The organism is Polaribacter sp. Hel_I_88 (assembly GCF_000687935.1).
GTDB lineage: Bacteria > Bacteroidota > Bacteroidia > Flavobacteriales > Flavobacteriaceae > Polaribacter.
Window position 1 is genome coordinate 95,384 of record NZ_JHZZ01000001.1, and the last position, 22,851, is coordinate 118,234.

16 protein-coding genes are annotated in these 22,851 nt (G+C 29.8%); 7 read left to right on the forward strand and 9 right to left on the reverse strand.

Annotated features, from left to right (window positions below; translation table 11 throughout):
* Positions 1-750, reverse strand: coding sequence for a glycosyltransferase family 25 protein (locus tag P161_RS0100450; RefSeq protein WP_231494684.1), 750 nt, complete (start codon positions 748-750; stop codon positions 1-3).
* Positions 747-1,550 carry an alpha-1,2-fucosyltransferase gene (locus P161_RS0100455; RefSeq protein WP_026775139.1) on the reverse strand — a complete coding sequence of 268 codons (804 nt, stop codon included), beginning with the start codon at positions 1,548-1,550 and terminating at the stop codon, positions 747-749. The genes P161_RS0100450 and P161_RS0100455 overlap by 4 nt, the downstream gene beginning before the upstream one ends.
* Before the next feature lie 112 nt (positions 1,551-1,662).
* On the opposite strand from P161_RS0100455, the gene P161_RS0100460 reads away from it, so the two are divergent.
* Complete coding sequence (locus P161_RS0100460; protein ID WP_026775140.1) at positions 1,663-3,075, forward strand: CCA tRNA nucleotidyltransferase; 1,413 nt, start codon at positions 1,663-1,665, stop codon at positions 3,073-3,075.
* A gap of 178 nt (positions 3,076-3,253) precedes the next feature.
* A complete protein-coding gene (locus tag P161_RS0100465; RefSeq protein ID WP_026775141.1) occupies positions 3,254-6,706 on the forward strand; it encodes a pyruvate carboxylase in 3,453 nt (1,150 codons plus the stop codon).
* 111 nt (positions 6,707-6,817) lie between these two features.
* Here P161_RS0100465 and P161_RS0100470 read toward each other — a convergent pair whose 3' ends face one another.
* The 5 genes from P161_RS0100470 to dnaN all read right to left on the reverse strand — a co-directional run bounded on the left by P161_RS0100470 (position 6,818) and on the right by dnaN (position 13,642).
* On the reverse strand, positions 6,818-8,647 hold the full coding sequence (locus P161_RS0100470; RefSeq protein ID WP_026775142.1) for an ABC transporter ATP-binding protein: 1,830 nt from the start codon (positions 8,645-8,647) through the stop codon (positions 6,818-6,820).
* Entirely contained in the window at positions 8,647-10,362 is a 1,716-nt protein-coding gene (locus P161_RS0100475; RefSeq protein ID WP_026775143.1) for a phospho-sugar mutase, read from the reverse strand. The genes P161_RS0100470 and P161_RS0100475 overlap by 1 nt, the downstream gene beginning before the upstream one ends.
* A gap of 39 nt (positions 10,363-10,401) precedes the next feature.
* Positions 10,402-11,358, reverse strand: coding sequence for a glycosyltransferase family 2 protein (locus tag P161_RS0100480; RefSeq protein ID WP_026775144.1), 957 nt, complete (start codon positions 11,356-11,358; stop codon positions 10,402-10,404).
* 75 nt (positions 11,359-11,433) lie between these two features.
* Complete coding sequence (locus P161_RS0100485) at positions 11,434-11,955, reverse strand: DUF4199 domain-containing protein (protein ID WP_026775145.1); 522 nt, start codon at positions 11,953-11,955, stop codon at positions 11,434-11,436.
* A 568-nt stretch (positions 11,956-12,523) separates the two neighbouring features.
* On the reverse strand, positions 12,524-13,642 hold the full coding sequence (gene dnaN / locus P161_RS0100495) for a DNA polymerase III subunit beta (protein WP_026775146.1): 1,119 nt from the start codon (positions 13,640-13,642) through the stop codon (positions 12,524-12,526).
* A gap of 175 nt (positions 13,643-13,817) precedes the next feature.
* Here dnaN and P161_RS0100500 point away from each other — a divergent pair, with 175 nt between their 5' ends.
* From P161_RS0100500 to P161_RS0100510, 3 genes are all read left to right on the forward strand, one after another.
* Positions 13,818-16,304, forward strand: a complete 2,487-nt coding sequence (locus P161_RS0100500) for a PIG-L family deacetylase (RefSeq protein ID WP_026775147.1) — start codon at positions 13,818-13,820, stop codon at positions 16,302-16,304.
* A gap of 351 nt (positions 16,305-16,655) precedes the next feature.
* Positions 16,656-18,383 (forward strand): sodium:solute symporter, encoded by a 1,728-nt coding sequence (locus P161_RS0100505; protein ID WP_026775148.1) that lies wholly within the window; start codon positions 16,656-16,658, stop codon positions 18,381-18,383.
* Positions 18,384-18,518: 135 nt separating this feature from the next.
* Entirely contained in the window at positions 18,519-19,508 is a 990-nt protein-coding gene (locus P161_RS0100510; RefSeq protein WP_302846540.1) for a Gfo/Idh/MocA family protein, read from the forward strand.
* Here P161_RS0100510 and P161_RS0100515 read toward each other — a convergent pair.
* Together P161_RS0100515 and P161_RS0100520 are read right to left on the reverse strand one after the other, a co-directional pair.
* The gene (locus P161_RS0100515) at positions 19,505-20,494 is read right to left on the reverse strand and encodes a 2-hydroxyacid dehydrogenase (protein ID WP_026775150.1); all 990 of its coding nucleotides are present in this window, start codon (positions 20,492-20,494) and stop codon (positions 19,505-19,507) included. The two genes, P161_RS0100510 and P161_RS0100515, sit on opposite strands and share 4 nt — an antisense overlap.
* Positions 20,495-20,597: 103 nt before the next feature.
* Positions 20,598-21,446, reverse strand: a complete 849-nt coding sequence (locus tag P161_RS0100520) for a DUF2911 domain-containing protein (RefSeq protein WP_026775151.1) — start codon at positions 21,444-21,446, stop codon at positions 20,598-20,600.
* 126 nt (positions 21,447-21,572) lie between these two features.
* On the opposite strand from P161_RS0100520, the gene P161_RS0100525 reads away from it, so the two are divergent.
* Positions 21,573-22,337, forward strand: coding sequence for an NAD(P)-binding domain-containing protein (locus P161_RS0100525; protein ID WP_026775152.1), 765 nt, complete (start codon positions 21,573-21,575; stop codon positions 22,335-22,337).
* A 54-nt stretch (positions 22,338-22,391) separates the two neighbouring features.
* A complete protein-coding gene (locus P161_RS0100530; RefSeq protein ID WP_026775153.1) occupies positions 22,392-22,808 on the forward strand; it encodes a VOC family protein in 417 nt (138 codons plus the stop codon).
* The last annotated feature ends 43 nt before the right edge of the window (positions 22,809-22,851 follow it).

Consider the following 22,851-nt stretch of genomic DNA (forward strand, 5'->3'; position numbering starts at 1 on the left):
TTATTTTAAAGTTTGATAAAAGAAGTAATTTCGAACACATCTTTGTAATTTATAGGTAAATAGCGTAAAAATTTGCCAAAAAGGTCTGATAATTTCTCTTTTAACTTTATTGAATTTAGGTAAGTTATTTTGCTGAATAGTACTACCTCCCATTTTCTTATCAACACTTACAACATATTGTTTATTGGTAGAATATAATGGCACTTTATGTTTGTAAACATCTTGTTTCATCACATCAATGGGTGCATAATAATCACTCAAATTATCCGTTAATTTTTGTGCTGCATTTTTACCAATAATTTGTCCAATCATTAAAACTGGAGGCATTAAAAATTTATTGAGTAATTCAGTTTTTTGGAGTGAATAAAAACCTTTTTTACCTGAAATATCTAAAAAATCGTTTATTGTTATTTTTGATAAAAGCTGATCTAAATCTTTAAAAAAGTCGTCATGAACCAAAGCATCATCTTCTAAAACAATCGAAAAATCTTCTGGCTGATTTGCTAAAAATTCCCACAATTTAAAGTGCGTTAAACAAATACCAATTTCTCCATCATTTGGGTAAGGAAAATGTGCTAAAATATTGTGTTTCGCTTTTTCTTTTTTTAAGAAATTCGGATCTAAATCTTTACCATAAGTTGCAGAAATTCTGGTAATTGGAATGTTCAATTTTTTAAATTGATTTTCCATAAAATCTCTACGTTCTTTACTTTTATCTAAATTGATGTAATAAACTTTGTAAGACATCATAATTGAATCCAATTTTTAGAAGCGACTTCATTTTTTTGACTTACAAACCATTTTTTAGGAGCAATAACTGTTTTGTCTTTATATTGATTTAACCAAGCTCCCCACCAAGAAAAACTACTATTTGCTGTAATATTGTGGTTGCATAAACTCATTAAAAACATGTCTTCATGTGGAATTGTTTTATGGTCTATATAAGTTGCATTTTCTAATTGTAAGTTTTCTTTTGTCCAAGCAATATTATCAGAAAAAACAAAAAAGTGAGTAGTATCAAACTTTTCATTAATCAACTTAATAGCGGCTGCATAATAATTTAAATCGCAAGTTCCATGAACACTATTTGCTTTTTCATCAGTAATATAATCTCCTCTTCTAATATGCAAAGAACAAGAATTTTTATGCTGATGAATTTCTTTTGAATATTCTTTTGTTGAATTAGAAAGCTCTGATTTAATCGTAAATTGTTTTAACAGAATTTCTCTAATAGATAAAAAATACTTTTCAGTTTGAAAATATCCTTTTACAAATTCATTCCCTTTAAGTTTCAATAAATTTTCATCAAACAACAAACTTTTTTCTTTTACATTTTTCTTTAGTTTTAATAAAGATAAAAATGTGTCTAAAGAACCTGCTTTTTGTAAATCGATATTATAGGAATCTAAATGATAACCACCATGTAATTTGTATGTTTTGAATTTAGAAATATCAATTTGAACATCAAAACCTTTTTGTTGCAAAGATTTCGCATACGCATATTGAAACATTTGGTTTCCAAGTCCACCAACAATTCTTACAATAATCATTTAAATTTTAGTTTGATAAAAGAAGTTACAGCAAAAATACAAATGTTCTTACTATTTTTCTTCTTTTAAACTATGTAAAACAATAAATTTGCCAATTGACTGCAAAAAAAATATGAAGTACACAGAAGCAATTCAATCAGAAATATTTACAATCATTTCTCAAGCATCCAAAGAACTAAACATCGATTCTTATGTAATTGGTGGATTTGTGCGTGATTTTTTTCTAAAAAGAGGCACAGCAAAAGACATTGATGTAGTAGCTGTTGGCAGTGGCATTGAGTTGGCTAAAAAAGTAGCACAGCTAATTCCAAACAAACCTAAAGTGCAAATTTTTAAAACTTATGGAACAGCAATGTTGCGTTTTAAAGATGTTGAGATTGAGTTTGTGGGCGCAAGAAAAGAATCATATTCTGAAGATAGCAGAAATCCAGAAGTTACTGAAGGCTCTTTAAAAGACGATCAAAATAGACGTGATTTTACTATAAATGCGTTGGCTTTAAGTTTAAACGAAGACAATTTTGGAGAGTTGTTAGATCCTTTTAATGGTATTGAAGATTTAGAAAATAAAATTATTAAAACACCATTAAATCCTGATATTACTTATTCTGATGATCCTTTAAGGATGATGAGAGCCATTCGTTTTGCAACCCAATTAAATTTTGAAATCGAAGAAAATTCGCTTGCTGCTATTTCTAAAAACGCAAACCGATTACACATAATTACTAAAGAAAGAATTGTAGTTGAGTTGAATAAAATTATGTCCTCAGCAACACCATCTATAGGGTTTTTGTTATTAGAAAAAACCAAATTACTACCTCAAATTCTGCCTGAATTAATTGCATTAAAAGGTGTTGAAGAAGTTGAAGGTCAAAAACATAAAGACAACTTTTACCACACTTTAGAAGTGGTAGATAATATTGCAGAACATACAGAAGATGTTTGGTTACGTTGGGCTGCACTTTTACATGATGTTGGAAAAGCACCTACAAAAAGATTCAGTAAAAAAGTGGGTTGGACGTTTCATGGACATGAATTTGTGGGCTCTAAAATGGTATATAAAATCTTTAAAAAATTAAAAATGCCATTGAACAATAAAATGAAATTTGTTCAGAAAATGGTATTGTTGAGTTCAAGACCAATTGTATTAGCAAGCGATGTAACAGATTCTGCTGTAAGACGTTTGGTTTTTGATGCAGGTGATGACATCAACTCTTTAATGACGCTATGTGAAGCAGATATTACTACCAAAAACCCAAGGAAATTTAAATTGTATCATAAAAATTTTGATTTAGTTCGTTCTAAAATTAAAGAAGTGGAAGAACGAGATAGAGTGCGTAATTTTCAACCTCCAATTACTGGTGAAGAAATTATGGAAGCCTTTAATTTAAAACCTTGTAGAGAAATTGGGCAAATAAAAGAAGCCATTAAAAACGCTATTTTAGATGGTGAAATTCCTAACGAACATAAAGCAAGTTATGATTTTATGATTGAAAAAGGCAAAAAACTCGGTTTAAAACAAGATTAAAAACCTACATTAAATTATCATTTTATCTAAAAAATTAAGATAAAGCTATTTTTTTCGCCATACTTACTCTTACTCATTTTTCCTATTAATTTATCAATAAAAGCCATAATTTTCTTTTACTCATTGATTTCTGTATTGTATCTTTAAAGCAATAAAAAATCAATCAAAAAGAAAAAAAATGAAAATTAAAAAAGTATTAGTTGCAAACAGAGGAGAAATTGCTATCAGAATATTTAGAGCTTGTACAGAAATTAATGTAAAAACGGTAGGTATTTATACTTTTGAAGACAGGTATTCTTTACACAGATATAAATCTGACGAATCTTATCAAATTGGTGAAGACAATCAACCTTTAAAACCTTATTTAGATATTGATGCAATTATAAAAATTGCCAAAGAAAATAATGTAGATGCCATTCATCCTGGTTATGGTTTTTTATCAGAAAATGCACTTTTTGCTCAAAAATGTGAAGAAAATAATATCATTTTTGTGGGGCCAAAAGTATCCGTTTTAAAATCTTTAGGTGATAAAATTACGGCTAAAAAAGTAGCAATTGATAACAATATTCCTATCATTCAAAGCAATAAAAAGCCTTTAGAAAATGTAGAAATTGCTTTAGAAGAAGCAGAAAATATAGGTTATCCTGTAATGCTAAAAGCAGCTTCTGGAGGTGGAGGAAGAGGAATGAGAGTTATTAGAAAAGCAGATGAATTAAAGAAAGCTTATGGAGAAAGTAAACGTGAAGCTTTAAATGCTTTTGGAGATGACACTGTTTTTTTAGAAAAGTTTGTAGAAAATCCAAAACATATTGAAATTCAGATTGTTGCAGATAATTATGGCAACACTGTTCATCTGTTTGAAAGAGATTGTTCTGTGCAAAGACGTTATCAAAAAGTAATTGAATTTGCGCCTTCTTATGGCTTAAATGACGAAATAAAAAATGCCCTTTACAACTATGCAATTAAAATTTGTACAGCTGTAAATTATAACAATATAGGAACTGTAGAATTTTTGGTAGATGATGATGGTTCTATTTATTTTATAGAAGTAAATCCAAGAATACAAGTAGAACATACTGTTACAGAGGTTATTACAAACATAGATTTGGTAAAAACGCAATTATTTATAGCAGGTGGTTACAAATTAGAAGATCAACAAATAAAAATACCAAGTCAAGAATCTATCAAAATAAATGGCTATGCTTTGCAATGTAGAATTACTACAGAAGATCCTCAAAACGATTTTAAACCCGATTTTGGCACAATTTCTACTTACAGAAGTGCATCTGGTTTTGGAATACGTTTAGATGCAGGTAGTATTTATCAAGGTGTAAAAATATCACCTTTTTTTGATTCTATGTTAGTTAAAGTTACTTCAAACAGTAGAACTTTAGATGGTGCTGCACGTAAAATTAGAAGAGCTTTAAGCGAGTTTAGAATTAGAGGTGTTAAAACAAATATGCCTTTTTTAGATAATATTTTACAACACGAAACTTTTAGAAAAGGAGAAATTACTGTAAATTTTATAAAGTCTACACCTAGTTTATTCGAGTTTAAAGCACCAAGAAACAGAGCCAATAAAATTATTACTTATCTAGGAGATATTACTATAAATGGTAATAAAGATGTCAAAAAATTTGATGCAACAAAAACGTTTGTAAAACCAAAAGTTCCTGCTTTTGATGTAAATACGAGTTTCCCAAAAGGAACAAAAGATATTTTAACAGAATTAGGTCCAGAAGGATTTTCTCAATGGTTAAAAAATGAAAAGAAAATTCATTTTACAGACACAACAATGAGAGATGCACATCAAAGTTTATTGGCAACAAGAATGCGAACTTTTGATATGCTAAAAGTAGCAGAAGGCTATGCAAAAAATCATCCAGAAATATTTAGTATGGAAGTTTGGGGTGGAGCAACTTTTGATGTTTGCTTGCGTTTTTTACAAGAAAATCCTTGGGAAAGGTTACGTTTATTAAGAGAAAAAATGCCAAACGTTTTATTACAAATGTTAATAAGAGGCTCAAATGGAGTTGGTTATACAGCTTATTCAGATAATTTAATTGGCAAATTTGTAGAAGAATCTTGGGAAAATGGAGTTGATTTATTCAGAATTTTTGACTCCCTAAATTGGATGAAATCATTGGCACCTTGTATAGAACATGTTCGAACAAAAACGAATGGTTTAGCTGAAGGTTCTATTTGTTACACAGGTGATATTTTAGATGTAAAAAACACCAAATACAACTTAAAATATTACATTAATCTTGCAAAAGAAATCGAAAATGCTGGTGCACATATTTTAGCAATTAAAGATATGGCTGGTTTGTTAAAACCTTATGCAGCATCAGAATTAGTATCTGCTTTAAAAACGGAATTAAATATTCCAATTCATTTGCACACACATGATACATCCTCTATACAATCTGCTACCTATTTAAAAGCAATTGAAGCTGGTGTTGATGTTGTAGATGTTGCTTTGGGTGGTTTATCTGGTTTAACATCGCAACCAAATTTTAACTCGATTGTAGAAATGATGAAGTTTCACGAAAGAGAAAATCCTATAAATACAACTTCTTTAAACGAATATTCTAATTATTGGGAAGCTGTTAGAGAATATTATTATCCTTTTGAATCTGGTTTAAAAGCAGGTTCTGGAGAGGTTTTTAAACACGAAATACCTGGAGGACAATATTCTAACTTAAAACCTCAAGCACAATCTTTAGGATTAGAAAGTCGTTTTCATGAAATTACAAAAATGTATGGAGAAGTAAATACGTTGTTTGGAAATATTGTAAAAGTTACACCAAGTTCTAAAGTTGTTGGTGATATGGCTCAGTATTTAGTAAGTAATAATTTAACGATTCAAGATGTTTTAGAAAAAGGGGAAAGTATTTCTTTTCCACAATCTGTAGTAAGCTTTTTTAAAGGAGAATTAGGTCAACCTGTTGGTGGTTTTCCACAGAAATTGCAAAAACTCATTTTAAAAGATCAACAACCTTTTACTGATAGACCAAATGCACATATTCCTCCTGTAGATTTTGAAGTAGAATATGCCGAATTTAAAAGAATATTTGAAAATGATTTAGGAAGAACTATAGAATTTACAGATTTTTTATCTTATAAATTATATCCAAAAGTATTCACAGAAGCTTTTAACAAGCATCTTAAATATGATAACCTGACTAATTTACCAACCAAAAACTTCTTTTATGGAATGGAAATTGGAGAAGAAATTACAGTAGATTTAGATAAAGGAAAAACAGTTTTAATTACGTTAGATTCTATTGGAGAAACCAATGAAGAAGGTATGATTACCATCTATTTTAAAGTAAATGGACAAGGTAGAACTGTAGAAGTTAAAGACGAATCTATTAAGGTAAATATCATTAAAAACACGAAAATAGATAAGAATAATGCATCTCAAATAGGTGCGCCCTTGCAAGGTTTGTTATCTAACATTTTAGTAAAAAATGGCGAAAAAGTTTCTAAAAATCAACCTTTATTTATTATTGAAGCCATGAAAATGGAAACTACAATAACAGCAAATAATGAAGGAACTATCAACAAAATAGTTCTAAAAGCAGGAAATATGGTAAATTCTGATGATTTGGTTATCGAAATGAAATAATTTTTTAAAACTAATCATAAAAAGTAAAGTCATAAAATTTTAAAATTTTATGACTTTACTTTTAAAAAAAAACTATATCTATTAGAAAAATTTTAACCAATACATTTAAGGCTAACTCAAGCTTTGCATGGTAACTAATTTAAAATATTCGCTTTTTTTAGCTAATAATTCTTCGTGTTTTCCTTGCTCTACAATTTTTCCTTTTTTCATTACTACAATTTTATCTGCTTTTTGAATGGTAGAAAGCCTGTGAGCAATTACTAAAGAAGTTCTGTTTTGCATCATTTTTTCCAAGGCTAATTGCACTAATTGTTCAGATTCTGTATCTAATGCAGAAGTTGCTTCGTCTAAAACCATTATTGGTGGGTTCTTTAAAACTGCTCTTGCAATCGATAAACGTTGCTTTTGTCCTCCAGAAAGTGTGCCTCCACTATCACCAATATTAGTCTCAAATTTTTCTGGTAAATTCTGAATAAATTCGTTCGCATTTGCAATTTCCGAAGCTTCTAAAACTGCTTCTTTTGTTGCATGTTCTGTTCCTAGTTTTATGTTGTTTTCAACAGTATCATTAAACAAAATAGATTCTTGAGTTACAATACCCATTAAATCTCGTAAAGATTTTTTGGTTATATCTTTTATATTGATATTATCAATTAAAATATCGCCTTTATTTACATCATAAAATCGCGTAATTAAATTGGCTAAAGTCGATTTTCCACTTCCAGATTGTCCAACCAAAGCAACAGTTTCTCCTTTTTTAATCGTTAAAGAAAAATCTTTTAAAACGTAATCGTTTTTATATTTAAAGGAGATATTTTTAAAATCAATTTGATTTTCAAAACGCTCTTTAACAAGTGCATTTGGTTTGTCTTTAATACTGTTTTCAGTATTTAAAACTTGCATAATTCTTTCTGCAGAAGCTTCACCCTTTTGAATATTATAATACGAAGTTGTAATTAATTTAATAGGATTTAAAACTGTATAAAACAATACAATATAACCCATAAATTCATCTGGCTGTAAAGAACTTGTGTTCGATAAAACCTCAGTTCCTCCATACCAAAGAATGGCAATAATTGTTGCAGAACCTAAAAACTCACTCATTGGAGATGCCAAGGTTTGTCTGTGAAAAACGCTCGTCATTAAATTTCTAAAAGTTGTGGTAGATGTATTGAATTTACGCTCAATAATTTTCTCTGAGTTAAACCCTTTTATCACTCGTAAACCTGTTAATGTTTCTTCTATAAATGATAAAAAAGTTCCTGTTTCTTTCTGTGCTTTTACAGAGTTCGATTTTAATTTTTTACTAATAGATGAGATTATAAATCCAGAAACTGGTAGTAAAATAAACACAAAAAGCGTTAATTTAACACTCATAAAAAGCATGATAGAAATAGCAATTACAACTGTAAGAGGCTCTCTAACAATAGTTTCTATAGATGTTAAAATCGATACCTCAACTTCTTGCACATCCGCTGTCATTCTTGCAATAATATCTCCTTTACGTTTTTCTGTAAAGTAAGAAATAGGCAATTCTACAATTTTATGATATAGTTTATCTCGTAAATCTTTTACAATTCCTGTTCTTAAAAAAGTAATTACATAAGATGCTAAATAGCGAAATAAATTTTTTAGAAAAAATAGCGACAATGCTAAAAGGCATATAAAAAATAAGGTTTTTATTTGTCCTTCATTTTCAATTTTTTCTGATATAAAATAATAGAAACTTTCTTTTAGAAAAGTACCAATATTTGTAATGCCTTCGTAAGTTGGTTTAGAAACAACTTCTTTATCCGTTTCAAAAAGAATTCCTAGAACAGGAATAAAAGCCAACACTGATAAAACATTAAAAAGAGCATAGAAAATATTAAATACTATATTGAGTACTGTAAATTTTCTATACTTCTTTTCGTACTTTAAAATATCTTTAAAATAGTTCATTAATTCAACTTCATCTCTTTAATGATTCGTTGAATTTTAGCATCCAAATTCGCTTCTACTTCTGCTGCATTTTTAATACTTTCTAAAGGAGAATTTACGCTAAAATAAAATTTTATTTTTGGCTCTGTTCCACTAGGTCTTGCAGCAATTCTTGTTCCAGATTCAGTTTGATAAATCAACACATTCGATTTTGGCAAATCGATTTTAGAAACCTCACCAGTAATTAAGTTTTTCTTGGTTGATGCATCATAATCACAAAGCGATTCTATTTTTTCACCATCAATTTCTGTGATTGGGTTGTTACGCATATCACTTAACATTTGCTGAATTTCTGCAGCTCCATCCATTCCTTTTTTGGTAATTGAAATTAAGTGTTCTTTGTAGAAACTATTCTCAACATAAATATTTAGTAATTCTTGATAAAAAGAACTACCATTTTGTTTTGCCAAAGCTGCAACTTCACAAGCTAAAAGTGTTGCAGTAACTGCATCTTTATCTCTTACAAAATCGCCAACCATATAACCAAAACTCTCCTCACCTCCACCAATAAAATCAAGCTCTGGGAAATCTCTTACCATTTTTGCAATCCACTTAAAACCAGTTAAACCCACTTTGGTTTCAACACCATAACTTGTGGCAACATCGTTCACCAATTCTGTAGAAACAATCGTAGAACCAACAAATTGACTTCCATTCAATTTACCTTCATCTTTCCACTTTTTTAGCAGAAAATTTGTCATAACAACCATGGTTTGGTTTCCATTCATCAACTTCATGTTGCCTTCTAAATCTCTTACAGCAACTCCTAACCTATCACAATCTGGATCTGTACCAATTACAATATCAGCATCAATTTTATTTGCTAAATCTGTAGCCATTTTTAAAGCTTCTGGCTCTTCAGGATTTGGCGATTTTACAGTTGGGAAATCACCATTTGGCTCTCTTTGTGCTGAGACAATATGAACATCTGTATAACCTGCTTTTGCTAATGCATCTGGCACAGAAACAATTGAGGTTCCATGTAAAGATGTAAAAACTATTTTTAAATTTTTACGATCAATTTTATTATATAATGATCCATTTTTTACAGCATCTTCTATAAAAACGTCATCTACTTCTTTACCAATAATTTCAATTAAAGCTTCATTTGCATCAAACTTAATTTCAGAAAAATCCAACGAATTTACGTTTCCAATAATTCCACTATCATGAGGTGGTACAATTTGTCCTCCATCTGCCCAATACACTTTATATCCATTATATTCTGGTGGATTATGAGAAGCTGTTAACACAATTCCTGCATCACAATTTAAATGACGAACTGCAAAAGATAGTTCTGGAGTTGCTCTTAAATCTTCGAACAAAAACACTTTTATATTATTTGCTGATAAAACATCCGCAACAACTTTAGCAAACTTTTTACTATTATGCCTACAATCAAAAGCAATCACAACACTTAATTGTTCTTTTTTTACATTCTCAATTAAATAATTAGACAAACCTTGCGTTGCTCTACCTAACGTATATTTGTTAATTCTGTTGGTTCCTGCACCCATAATTCCACGCATTCCACCAGTTCCAAATTCCATGTCTTTATAAAATCTGTCTGCTAAATCGTTTGGATTGTTATCGATTAAATCTTGAATTTCTGACTGCGTTTCAGCATCAAAAGTAGCAGTTAACCATTGTTTTGCTTTGTCTAAAATATCTTTCATAGGTAATAAAAAAAGTTAATTGAAATACAAATATACAGATTAGAAATTGAGTTTTTCCTTTATTGTATAGTGTTTTTCGTCAGGTTTCATTTTTATGATCAATTCGCCTAAAAATCCTGATAAAAAAAGTAATGTTCCTAAAATCATGGAGGTTAGTGCTATATAAAACCAAGGATTACTGGTTACCAAAATGGTTTTAATTCCATTAAAAAGCTTGTAAAGTTTAAGAACACCAATATAAAAAGCTAAAGAAGTTCCGAATAAAAACATCAAAGTGCCCCACAAACCGAAAATATGCATAGGTCTTTTACCAAACTTTGATAAAAAAGAAATGGTGATTAAATCTAAAAAACCGTTTATAAAACGATCAATTCCAAACTTAGTTTCGCCATATTTTCTTGCTTGATGCTGCACTACCTTTTCTCCTATTTTATTAAAACCTTCGTTTTTGGCTAAAACAGGAATGTATCTGTGCATTTCTCCACTTACTTTTACAGCTTTTATAACCTCATTTTTATAAGCTTTTAAGCCACAATTAAAATCGTGTAATTTTAAACCCGAAGTTCTTCTTGCAGCTGCATTAAATAATTTTGAAGGTATATTTTTAGTGACAACATTGTCATATCGTTTCTTTTTCCAACCAGAAATTAGGTCAAAATCATCCTTGATAATTAAATTGTATAGTTCAGGAATTTCTTCTGGATTGTCTTGCAAATCAGCATCCATTGTAATAACAACTTTGCCTTTTGCAAGTTCAAAACCAGCATCTAATGCTTGACTTTTTCCGTAATTTCTTTGAAAACGAATTCCTTTTACAGCAGTATATTTGGCTGATAATTCTTCGATAACTTGCCAGGAAGTGTCTGTGCTGCCATCATCAATAAAAATAATTTCATATAAATAACGATTGGATTGCATAACTTTTGCAATCCAATCGTGTAATTCTTGTAAAGATTCTTCTTCGTTAAGAAGTGGTATAACTACCGAAATTTCCATATTATTCATTCAATATTCTAAAATCAAAGTTCAAAGTTACGATTTTATGAATTATTGAACGTTGAAGTTTGAAATTTAGTAAGTTTCTTCTTCAGATTTTTTCATTGTAGCAGCTGCAATTAAAGATGTAACTCCACCTAAAAATAAATTCCATATTAAAATTCCTCCAAACATACTTAAGAAAAAATTGTCTTCAGAGTTTTTAGTAGCTTCTTCAATTTGCCCTTCTGTCATTCCAAAAGAATCTGCAAACATCGTTTTTTGAGCTTCAATAGTGTTTGTTACAAAATCTGGTTCAATTACTGTTGATAATAAAACATAATAAATTATAACAATAATTGTTGCAATCATAGAAACACCTATACCTATTTTAACACCTTGACCAAATGTTAAAAAACCACCATTGTCGCTTTTGTATTTTTTTATACTTAAAATTACAAAAACAATTAATAAAATTATACCAGCAATACCTGAATAAAACTCTGTAACATAAAGGTTTCCTGTGGCGTATTTAATTAAACTTATAAAAATACTTATAATTCCTAAATACAATCCATAATTTAAAATAACACTTTTACTGTTTGCTTGATTTTCCATTGATTTTAAAGTTTAGTTAGTTTACAAATATAAAATTTTCGTTTTAAAAGTTTTTTAAACAATTTCTAAAACACTTTTATCATATCTTATTAGTATTCATTTAATTAAAATTGTTACAGAAAAATATACTTTTTTTTTAAATTGATACATCAATTGTATGTATCTAATTCTATCTATAAAATATTCCTTTTTGATTTTTTTTTTTAGAAAAACCTTCGTAATTATTCAAACAAATATGGTCTTCAATAAAATTTCTAATCATAATATTGATGTTGTTTTGTGAGATATAAATTTGCTTATAAATTCATTAAAGTAAATGTAACAAAAAACCACAACTAAAAGATGTGGTTTTAAAATATTAAGAATCAAAATAATTTTGTTTGTTTATATTTCGCTCCTATGTAGCTTTAATTTTAAATTATATTTTATTTCCTTATTAATATTACGCTCCTACAGAGCTAAAAATCCCAAAAGGATAAAATAAAAATACTAAAATCAAAAAAACCACAATCTTTCAATTGTGGTTTTGTCTTGTATCTTGGTTCAAAAAAATCTTGTTTCTAAAAGTTTAGTTATTCAACATCACTGGCATTACCAACATGGTTACTTGTTCACCTTCATCAGTTCCATCAATAGGAGTTAAAATTCCTGCTCTGTTTGGCAAAGACATTTCAATTAAAACTTCATTAGAGCTTAAATTGTTTAACATTTCGCTTAAAAAACGTGAGTTAAAGCCAATTTGCATGTCATCTCCTTGATAATCGCAACTTAAACGCTCATCTGCTTTGTTGGCAAAATCTAAATCTTCAGCAGAAATATTTAATTCTGTTCCTGCCATTTTTAAACGAATTTGATGTGTAGTTTTGCTAGAGAAAATAGAAACACGTCTTACAGAGTTTAAGAAAGAAGCTCTATCAACTGTTAATTTATTTGGATTCTCTTTTGGAATTACAGCTTCATAATTTGGATATTTTCCATCAATTAATCTACACACTAAAACTACATTATCGAATGTAAACTTTGCGTTTGCATCATTATATTCAATCGTAACTTCGCTTTCAGATCCACCTAAAATACCTTTTAATAAATTTAAAGGTTTCTTTGGCATTATAAATTCTGCAGTTTGATCTGCAGTAACATCTGTTCTAGAATATTTTACCAATTTATGAGCATCAGTAGCTACAAAAGTTAAACTTTGAGAACTAAACTGAAAAAACACTCCACTCATTACTGGGCGTAAATCGTCATTTCCTGCAGCAAAAATAGTTTTAGAAATCGCTGTTCCTAAAATATGTGCTGGCACAATAGTTTTACTTGGACTTGGTAAAGAAACCGCTTTTGGGAATTCATCACCACCAAAATAAGCCATATCATATTTACCTTGATCAGAACTTATTTCAATAGTATTATCACCTTCCGTTTTAAACGTTAAAGGCTGGTTTGGAAACGTCTTTAAAGTATCTAACAACAAACGTGCAGAAACAGCTATAGAACCAGTACTATCACTTTCTACATCTACTACAGAACTCATAGTGGTTTCTAAATCGGATGCTGAAACTTTTAATTGATTTTCTGATAATTCAAACAAAAAATTGTCTAAAATTGGTAAGGTATTGTTGCTATTTATTACGCCCCCTAAAACTTGTAATTGTTTTAAAAGTTGCGAACTCGATACAATAAATTTCATTTAGTTTTTTTCTTAATTAGTGTTACAAATATAATGTTAATATGTGATTCTGAAAATTAATTTATTAACAGGTTATCAGCATTTTGTTGATGCACTCTAAAACGTTATAAAAATGTTAAGACCTTCCTTTTTACTGATAAATTAAAGTACATTTGTTCGTTATCAAACAATAAAAATGAAGAATAGTTTACTTACAATTTCAGCTTTTTTGCTGATTTCCACGTCAATTTTTGCACAAAAACCTCAAAAATTAACTTCAAATGAAATTTACGAGAAAATTCAGAAACTTAATTTTTTAGGAACTGCACTTTATATTGCTGCACATCCAGATGATGAAAACACTCGTTTAATTGCCTATTTAGCAAATAACGTAAAAGCACGAACTGGCTATTTATCGTTAACAAGAGGAGATGGAGGCCAAAATTTAATTGGCTCAGAAATTAGAGAATTATTAGGCGTTATAAGAACGCAAGAATTATTAGCTGCCAGAAAAGTGGATGGTGGAGAACAATTTTTTACACGAGCAAACGATTTTGGTTACTCTAAACACCCTGATGAAACTCTAAAAATCTGGAATAAAGAAAAGGTTTTGAGTGATGTAGTTTGGGCAATTAGAACGTTTAAACCCGATGTTATTATCAATAGGTTTAATCACGAAACTCCAGGAACTACCCATGGTCATCATACAAGTTCTGCCATGTTAAGTGTAGAAGCTTTTGAGTTGGCAAATGATAGCACACAGTTTACTGCTCAACTAAAAAAGACCAATACTTGGCAACCAAAACGTTTGTTTTACAATACTTCTTCTTGGTTTTATAGAGATAATGCCGCTTTTGAAGCTGCTTCTAAAGATTTTATAAAATTTGATATTGGCGAATATTATCCTTTAAAAGGTCTTTCCAACAACGAATTAGCTTCCATTGCTAGTAGCCAACATTTGTCTCAAGGTTTTGGACGCGAATCCACAAGAGGATCTCAAAACGAATATTTAAAATTTTTAAAAGGCGATTCTTTACAAGATAAAAAAGATATTTTTTCAGGAATCAATACCACTTGGAATCGAATCAATGGTGGTGGAAAAATTGGCGATATTTTATATGATATTGAAGAAAATTTCGACTTTAGAAATCCGTCTAAACACGTATCAAAGTTATTAGAAGCGTATCAAAAAATTGAATTATTAGAGAACGAGCATTGGAGAGATTTAAAGAAAAAACAAATTTTAGAAATCATTGAAGCCTGTGCAGGTTTGTATTTAGAAGCTTCTGCAGAAAGCAATAAAGGAACTCCAAATTCTAACATTAAAGTTGATTTTGAAGTTTTAAACAGAAGTAATGTTAATATGACTTTAGCTTCTATAACTTCTACATTAAATCAAGAAGTTTTTGTAAAACAGCAAACCATTTCAAATAACCAAAAAATTAATTTTACAGAAACTATAAATCTTTCTGTTGATGAGTATTCTGATCCATATTGGTTAAGAAAAACGCCAACTTTAGGAATGTATACTGTAGATGATCCTTTATTAATTGGAAAACCAGAAACACCAAGCCCTGCAAAAATTGATTTTAATATCGTGATTGGAAATATCCCAATTACCATTACTAAAAATATTGTAAGAAAATATGCTGAAAGTGACAAAGGAGAAATTTACGAACCTTTTGAAATTTTACCTTTAATAACTACAAAATTAGAGGACAAGGTTTTTATTTTCGCAAATGAAAATCAAAAGAAAATACCTGTAACTATAAAGGCTGGTGCAAATTTTACTTCTGGAAAAGTAACTTTAAAACTTCCTGAAAATTGGCTAGTTTCACCTAGCGAAATTATGTTTAACATCGAACAAAAAAACGACGAAGAAACTGTTGAGTTTTTGATATCTCCTCCAAAAGAGGCGTCTGTTGGAAAAATGGAAATAGTTGCCACTTATAATGGTAAAGAATATACCAAAGAGTTGGTAGAGATTAACTACAGCCATATTCCTAAACAAACTGTTTTATTAAATTCTGAAGCTAAAGTTGTCCGTTTAAACATTAAAAAAGCAGGTGATAAAATTGGCTATATAAAAGGTGCTGGAGATGCTCTTCCAGAAAGTTTGCGTCAAATTGGGTATACTGTTGATGAAATAAATCCTGCTGATATTAACGAAGATATTTTAAAAAAATACGATGCTATTGTTTTAGGAATTAGAGCTTATAATGTTGTAAAAGAACTAAAATTCAAACAAAAATATTTGTTGGAATATGTTGAAAAAGGTGGGAATATGATTGTGCAATACAACACAAACAGAGGTGTTAATGTTGATGCTCCTTACAAATTAAGACTTTCTAGAGATCGAGTTACAGACGAACTTGCAGACGTAACTATTTTAGATAGCAATCACGAACTGCTAAATTACCCGAATAAAATTACTGACGAAGATTTTAATGATTGGGTGCAAGAAAGAGGTTTATATTTCCCAGATGCTTGGGATCCAAATTTTACGCCTCTACTTTCCATGTATGACAAAGGCGAATTGCCAAAAAACGGAAGTTTGTTAATTGCAAAATATGGCAAAGGAAATTACATATACACAGGTTTAAGTTTCTTTAGAGAATTGCCTGCTGGAGTTTCTGGCGCTTATAAATTATTTGCGAATATGTTGTCTGTGAAAGGAAGGTAGTTTTTCAAGTTATGAGTTATGAGTTTATAAAAAAATCATTTTTTTGTTCATCAACAAGTAGTAATTATTTTATAAAAAACGGTTTGAAATAAATAAGTTTAGCCCTGATTGAAACATTTGTTTGAGCTCTTTTTTAGTGTCAGTTCGAGTGAATTTGCTTTTCGCAAATTTGTATCGAGAACACACTAAAAAAAGCGAGTGTTGAAAGCAGAAAATAGCTTCAAATAAAAACAAGATACAATGAAACAAGAAAAATATACTTGGAAAACAGCATACACATTAGTCTTAATTGCCAATGTTATTTACATCATCGCATTTTATTTTATTACGAATTATTTTACAGTTTAAAAGATGGAAATAGAAAGCAAATTACATCTGGTAGATTGGATAATTTTAGCGACAACCTTACTTTTTATTGTAGGTTATGGAACGTATGTAACCAGAAAAAACAGCAACGTAACTGATTATATTAAAGGTGGAAGTGATTCAAAATGGTGGACAATTGGCTTATCAGTTATGGCAACTCAAGCCAGTGCCATTACGTTTTTATCTACTCCAGGACAAGCATTTCATAGTGGAATGGGTTTTGTGCAATTCTATTTTGGGTTGCCAATTGCCATGGTTATTATTTGCGTGGTTTTTATTCCTATTTATCACAAATTAAAAGTTTATACAGCCTACGAATTTTTAGAAGGAAGATTCGATTTAAAAACACGAAGTTTAGCTGCAATTTTATTCTTAATTCAACGTGGTTTGGCTGCTGGAATTACCATTTTTGCGCCTGCAATTATTTTAAGCGCAGTTTTAGGTTGGGATTTAATGACCTTGAATATTATTATCGGGTTTTTGGTAATTATTTACACAGTTTCTGGAGGCACAAAAGCTGTAAATGTTACTCAAAAACAACAAATGATTATCATTTTTATAGGAATGTTGATTGCATTTTTTATGATTATGAGTCAGCTTCCTGAAAATATTACGTTTACAAATGCACTTGAAATTGCTGGAGCAAGCAATAAAATGGAAGTGTTAGATTTTTCTTTCGATTTGAGTAATAGATACACAGTTTGGACAGGGATTTTGGGAGGAACGTTTTTAATGTTGTCCTATTTTGGAACGGATCAAAGTCAAGTGCAGCGTTATTTGTCTGGGAAATCTGTGAGAGAAAGTCAGTTAGGTTTAATTTTTAACGGTCTTTTAAAAGTGCCAATGCAGTTTTTTATTTTGTTGATTGGTGTGATGGTTTTTGTGTTTTATCAATTTAATCCTGCTCCTTTAAATTTTAATCCTGGTGCAAATATTGAGGTTCAGAAATCTAAATATGTTGAGGAATATAAGGCTTTAGAGCAAGAACACATCAATATAGAAAATAGTAAAAAAGCACTTTTTTTGGATGGTTTTCAAGTGGAAGAAAAACAACAAGTTCAAGAGTTAAATGAAAGAGATTTGGCTGTTAAAGCAAAATCGAAAGCCATTATTGATAAACTTGATGAAGAAAATTTATTAGAGAAAATAGAATCGAATGATAAAGATTATGTGTTTATTCATTTTATTTTAAATAATTTACCAAGAGGTTTAATTGGTTTGTTATTGGCTGTAATTTTATCTGCAGCAATGTCATCTACAGCATCCGAATTAAATGCGTTAGCTGGCACAACTGCCATGGATTTATACAAACGAAATGTAAAAGGAGAAAAAAGTGATGATCATTTTGTAAAAGCCTCTAAATGGTTCACGTTAGCTTGGGGAATTATTGCCATTTCTGTGGCTTGTATTGCAGATTTGTTTGATAATTTAATTCAATTGGTTAATATTATTGGATCCATATTTTATGGAAATGTTTTAGGGATTTTTCTATTGGCATTTTTTGTGAAATTTGTGAGAGGAAATGCTGTTTTTATTGCAGCATTAATTACGCAAATTATTATTATTACTGTTTACTTTTTAGATTGGTTACCTTATTTATGGCTCAATTTATTAGGTTGTGCTTTGGTTATGGGAATTGCAATTATTTTGCAAACCTTTATTCCAACAAAAGATAAAATTGAGGAAGATTTGGAAGCTATTGGCTTGGATTAATCAAATTTTCAGAGCTGAAAAAATCTTTATGAAAAACTCAAGATATTAATTTGACAAAAAAATAAAAAGCACTAATTCACGAATTTTTATTTGGAATTTTTAATGTTTTAAAAGTTTTATTCGTGAGTTCGTGACATTTCAAAAAAAATATTTATGGAAAAAAGAACAATTAAATGGGGAATTATTGGTTTAGGCAAAATCGCCAATAAGTTTGCAACAGATTTAGCAACCATAGAACATGCAGAATTAGTTGCTGTAGCTTCTCGAAGTCAAGAAAATGCAAATGATTTTGCTAAAAAATACAATGCAGAAAAAGCTTATAATTCTTATGAAGCTTTAGCTAAAGATGTTGAAGTAGATGCTGTGTATATTGCAACTCCACACAGTTTTCATAAAGAGCATGCTATTTTATGTTTGCAAAATAAAAAAGCAGTTTTATGCGAAAAACCTTTTGCAATGAATTTACAAGATGTTTCAGAAATGATTGCTGTCGCCAAAGAAAATGACACGCTACTAATGGAGGCTTTATGGACGTATTTTTTACCTCACTTTAATTTTGTTTTAGAAATTATACAACAAGAAAAATTCGGAAAGCTACAAGAACTAAAAGCAGATTTTGGTTTTTATACACCTTATAATACAGATAGTAGAGTTTTTAAGAAAGAAGTTGGTGGAGGCAGTTTATTAGACATTGGTATTTATCCAATTTTTGCAGCTTTATCAACTTTAGGCAAACCAAAAAACATCGAAGCAGAAGCTACATTTTTTAAAAACGGAGCAGATTCAAGTTGCTCTATGATTTTTGAATATGAAAATTCAAAAGCCTATTTAAAAAGTACACTGTTAGAAGAAACGCCAACTGAGGCTATTTTTACGTTTGACGATGCCATTGTAAAAATAAACACACAATTTCATGAACCTTCCAATGTTACCATTATAAAAGATGGTAAACAAGAAACCATCGATTTTGGGTACAATACTATTGGTTATAATTACGAAACCGAACATTTTAATCAACTAATTAGAGAAAACAAAAAAGAAAGTACTATAATGACTTTTGAGTTTTCTAAATCTTTAATGAATACTTTGGATGACGTTCGAAAAGTTATTGGTTTGGAGTATTAACGTACTTCATTCGTCAAACCCTCACCATTTTCAAACTCTTTAATATTATTTAAAGTAGTAGTCGTTATTTCTGTCATCGCTTCTCTTGTAAAAAAAGCTTGATGAGAAGTAATCAACACATTAGGAAAACTATTTAACCTCATTAACAAATCGTCTTTAATTATGCTTTCTGATAAATCATTGAAAAAAACATTTTCTTCTTGCTCATAAACATCGATTCCTAAAAAAGCAATTTTTTTAGACTTTAAACCTGCAATTACATCTTTTGTATTTACTAATGCACCTCTACTTGTGTTTACCAACAAAACACCTTTTTTCATTTTTCCGATAGAACTTTTATCAACTATATGTTTTGTATGTTGATTTAAAGGACAATGAAGCGAAATAACATCACTTTTATTAAAAAGCGCATCCAAAGAAACATATTGAACACCCTTTTTTTCTAATTCCTCATTTTTATTGATATCATAAGCCAAAACCTCACAACCAAAACCCTTTGCAATGTTACAAAATGCAGCTCCTATTTTCCCTGTTCCAATAACGCCTACAACTTTTTTATGCAGATTAAAACCAATTAAATTTGTTAACGAAAAATTACCTTCTCTAACTCTATTATAAGCTTTATGTGTTTTCCTGTTGAGTGTTAAAATGAGCGCCATTGCATGTTCTGCAACAGCTTCTGGACTATAAGCTGGTACTCTTACAACTTTTATATTATTTTGTTTACAAGCATCTAAATCTACATTATTAAAACCTGCACATCTTAAAGCTATTAATTTTACACCTTTTTTTGCAATAACTTCAACCGTTTTTTTGTTCATTACATCATTTACAAACACACAAACTGCGTCAAAATCTTTAGTTAGGTTTGCTGTATTAGGTTTTAAACTTGTTTCAAAATAAGATATTTTTATATCATATTCTTTTTTGAATTTATCAAAATACTCTTTATCATAAGGTTTTGTACTAAAAACGGCTAGTTTCATTTTCTGTTTATTTTTAAAACTAATTTAGTTAAAATTAATTTACAAAAAAAAAATCTCAAGCATAAACTTGAGACTTTTTATTTTTTTAATAGAAAGTTACAATTTACATTGCTCCCCATTCTTTTAAAGATGCTTTGTTCATTTTTACATAACCAGCATTATTAGCTTTTTCAGCATATTCTAAAGATTTTTTTGCAGCAGCAATGGCACCTTTAGTATTCCCAGCTTTTGCATGGATTAAAGATTGCTGACGTAAAAACCAAAATTTTGGAGCATCAGCAGTCATTTCTACAGCTTTATCAATCCAAGTTTGTGCTTGTTTAATGTCTTTATCTGCTTCTAAATAATATACTGCAGCTGCATACATATCCTGTGCAGAAGGTCCAGCCATTAAAGCAGTAATTTGCTTAGAAACCATTGAATCTGTTGGCACTTCAAACTTAAAAGGTACGTAAACGTTTTCCCACATAATTCCTAAAACAGCAGAATTGTTGGTTAAGTCGTCAAAAGTAATGGTAAAAGTTTCAATTGGCATTGGCATATCGTAAGGAGTTACAGTTACTTTTGCAGCAACTTTAGTTTCATCCCACTTTGCAGGAGCTCCCCAATTTGATGCGTCTGTGTATAACATTACATCCCAAGTTTCTTTTCCAGGAATGGTATACAAAGCGTACGTTCCTGCTTTTAACATTTTACCATCTACCATAAAATCTGTAGAAAAAGTAAGTTTTGTGTTTGCATTTGCGCCTGTTCTCCAAACTTTTCCATAATCTTCTAAACCTCCAAAAATGGTTCTACCTTTCATGCTTGGTCTTGAATATTCTAAAGTTACGTCTGTTAAACCAACTGTTTGTTCCGTTTTTTGAGATGGACTTGGTGCTGGTGTTTTAATTTGTGCAGTTGCAGAAAAAGCAAAAGCTGCTACAAATAATGATAGTATAATTTTTTTCATAATGAGTGAGTTATTTAATTTATAATAATATCAAAATTACGATTTAGAAAAAATAGAAATGTTAACAAAAGCCTAAATTAAGGGGTTGTATCTTTGTAGGTATTCAACAAAAATAACATTACATCTATGAATAAAATAAGCATTTTAGGTTGTGGCTGGTTAGGGAAATCTCTGGCAATTTCCTTGATAAATCGAGGATATTCTGTTAAAGGTTCTACAACATCCGAAGAGAAATTAGAGTTGTTAGAAATGAATAACATAGAACCTTATTTGGTTGACATTAGCGATTTTGAAGCAGATGATAGTTTCCTAAATTCCGATATTTTAATTGTAGCCATAACTTCTAAAGATATAAATGGTTTTGAACGTTTAATTGCTCAAATTGAAGAATCGCCAATTCAAAAAGTGATTTTTATAAGTTCTACTTCTGTGTATGATAAATTGAATAAAGTAGTCACAGAGGAAGATGCAGTACTTGAAGATAATCCTTTAGTAAAAATTGAAAATCTATTTAGAGAAAATACATTATTCGAAACAACAATTATTCGTTTTGCGGGTTTGTTTGGTGATGAAAGACACCCAGCAAATTGGTTTAAAAACGGAAAGAAAATTCCACAACCAGAAGGTTTTGTGAACATGATTCATAAAGAAGATTGTATCGAAATTATTCAGGAAATTATTGCTCAAGATTGTTGGAATAGAACTTTTAACGCGTGCTCAAATCATCACCCAACAAGAAGAGAGTTTTATACTTTAGCGAAATTAAGTCACGATTTTGAAGCTCCAGAATTCGAAGAAAATGAAAATTATGAATGGAAAATTATTAGCTCTAAAAAAATACAAGACGTTTTAGGCTATACTTTTATTCATGATGATTTGTTAAGTATTTAAAATTTTGTATTTTTATTTTGATTAGAAAAATCGAAAAACTTAAACTTATTTTAAATGATACAACCTTTTCATATTGCCATTCCTGTTCAGAATTTAGAACCTTGCAGAACATTTTACAGAGATATTTTAAATTGCTCTGAAGGCAGATCTACAGAAAATTGGGTCGATTTCAATTTCTTTGGTCATCAATTAGTAATTCATCAAAAAGACGATTTTAAGCCACAAAGAATCTCAAATCCTGTAGATGGTTTTGATGTTCCTGTGCCTCATTTTGGTGTTGTTTTAACTTGGGAAGATTGGCATAATTTAGCAGACAGATTAAAAGCTGCCAACACAAAGTTTGAAATTGAACCTTGTATTCGTTTTAAAGGAAAAGTGGGTGAACAAGCAACTATGTTTTTTAAAGATCCAGAAAATAATGCTTTAGAGTTTAAAGCTTTTCAAGATATTGGGCAATTGTTTGCTAAATAGCTTCTTTATTTTTTTCGTAGTTATTTTTAATTTGATTTTTTTA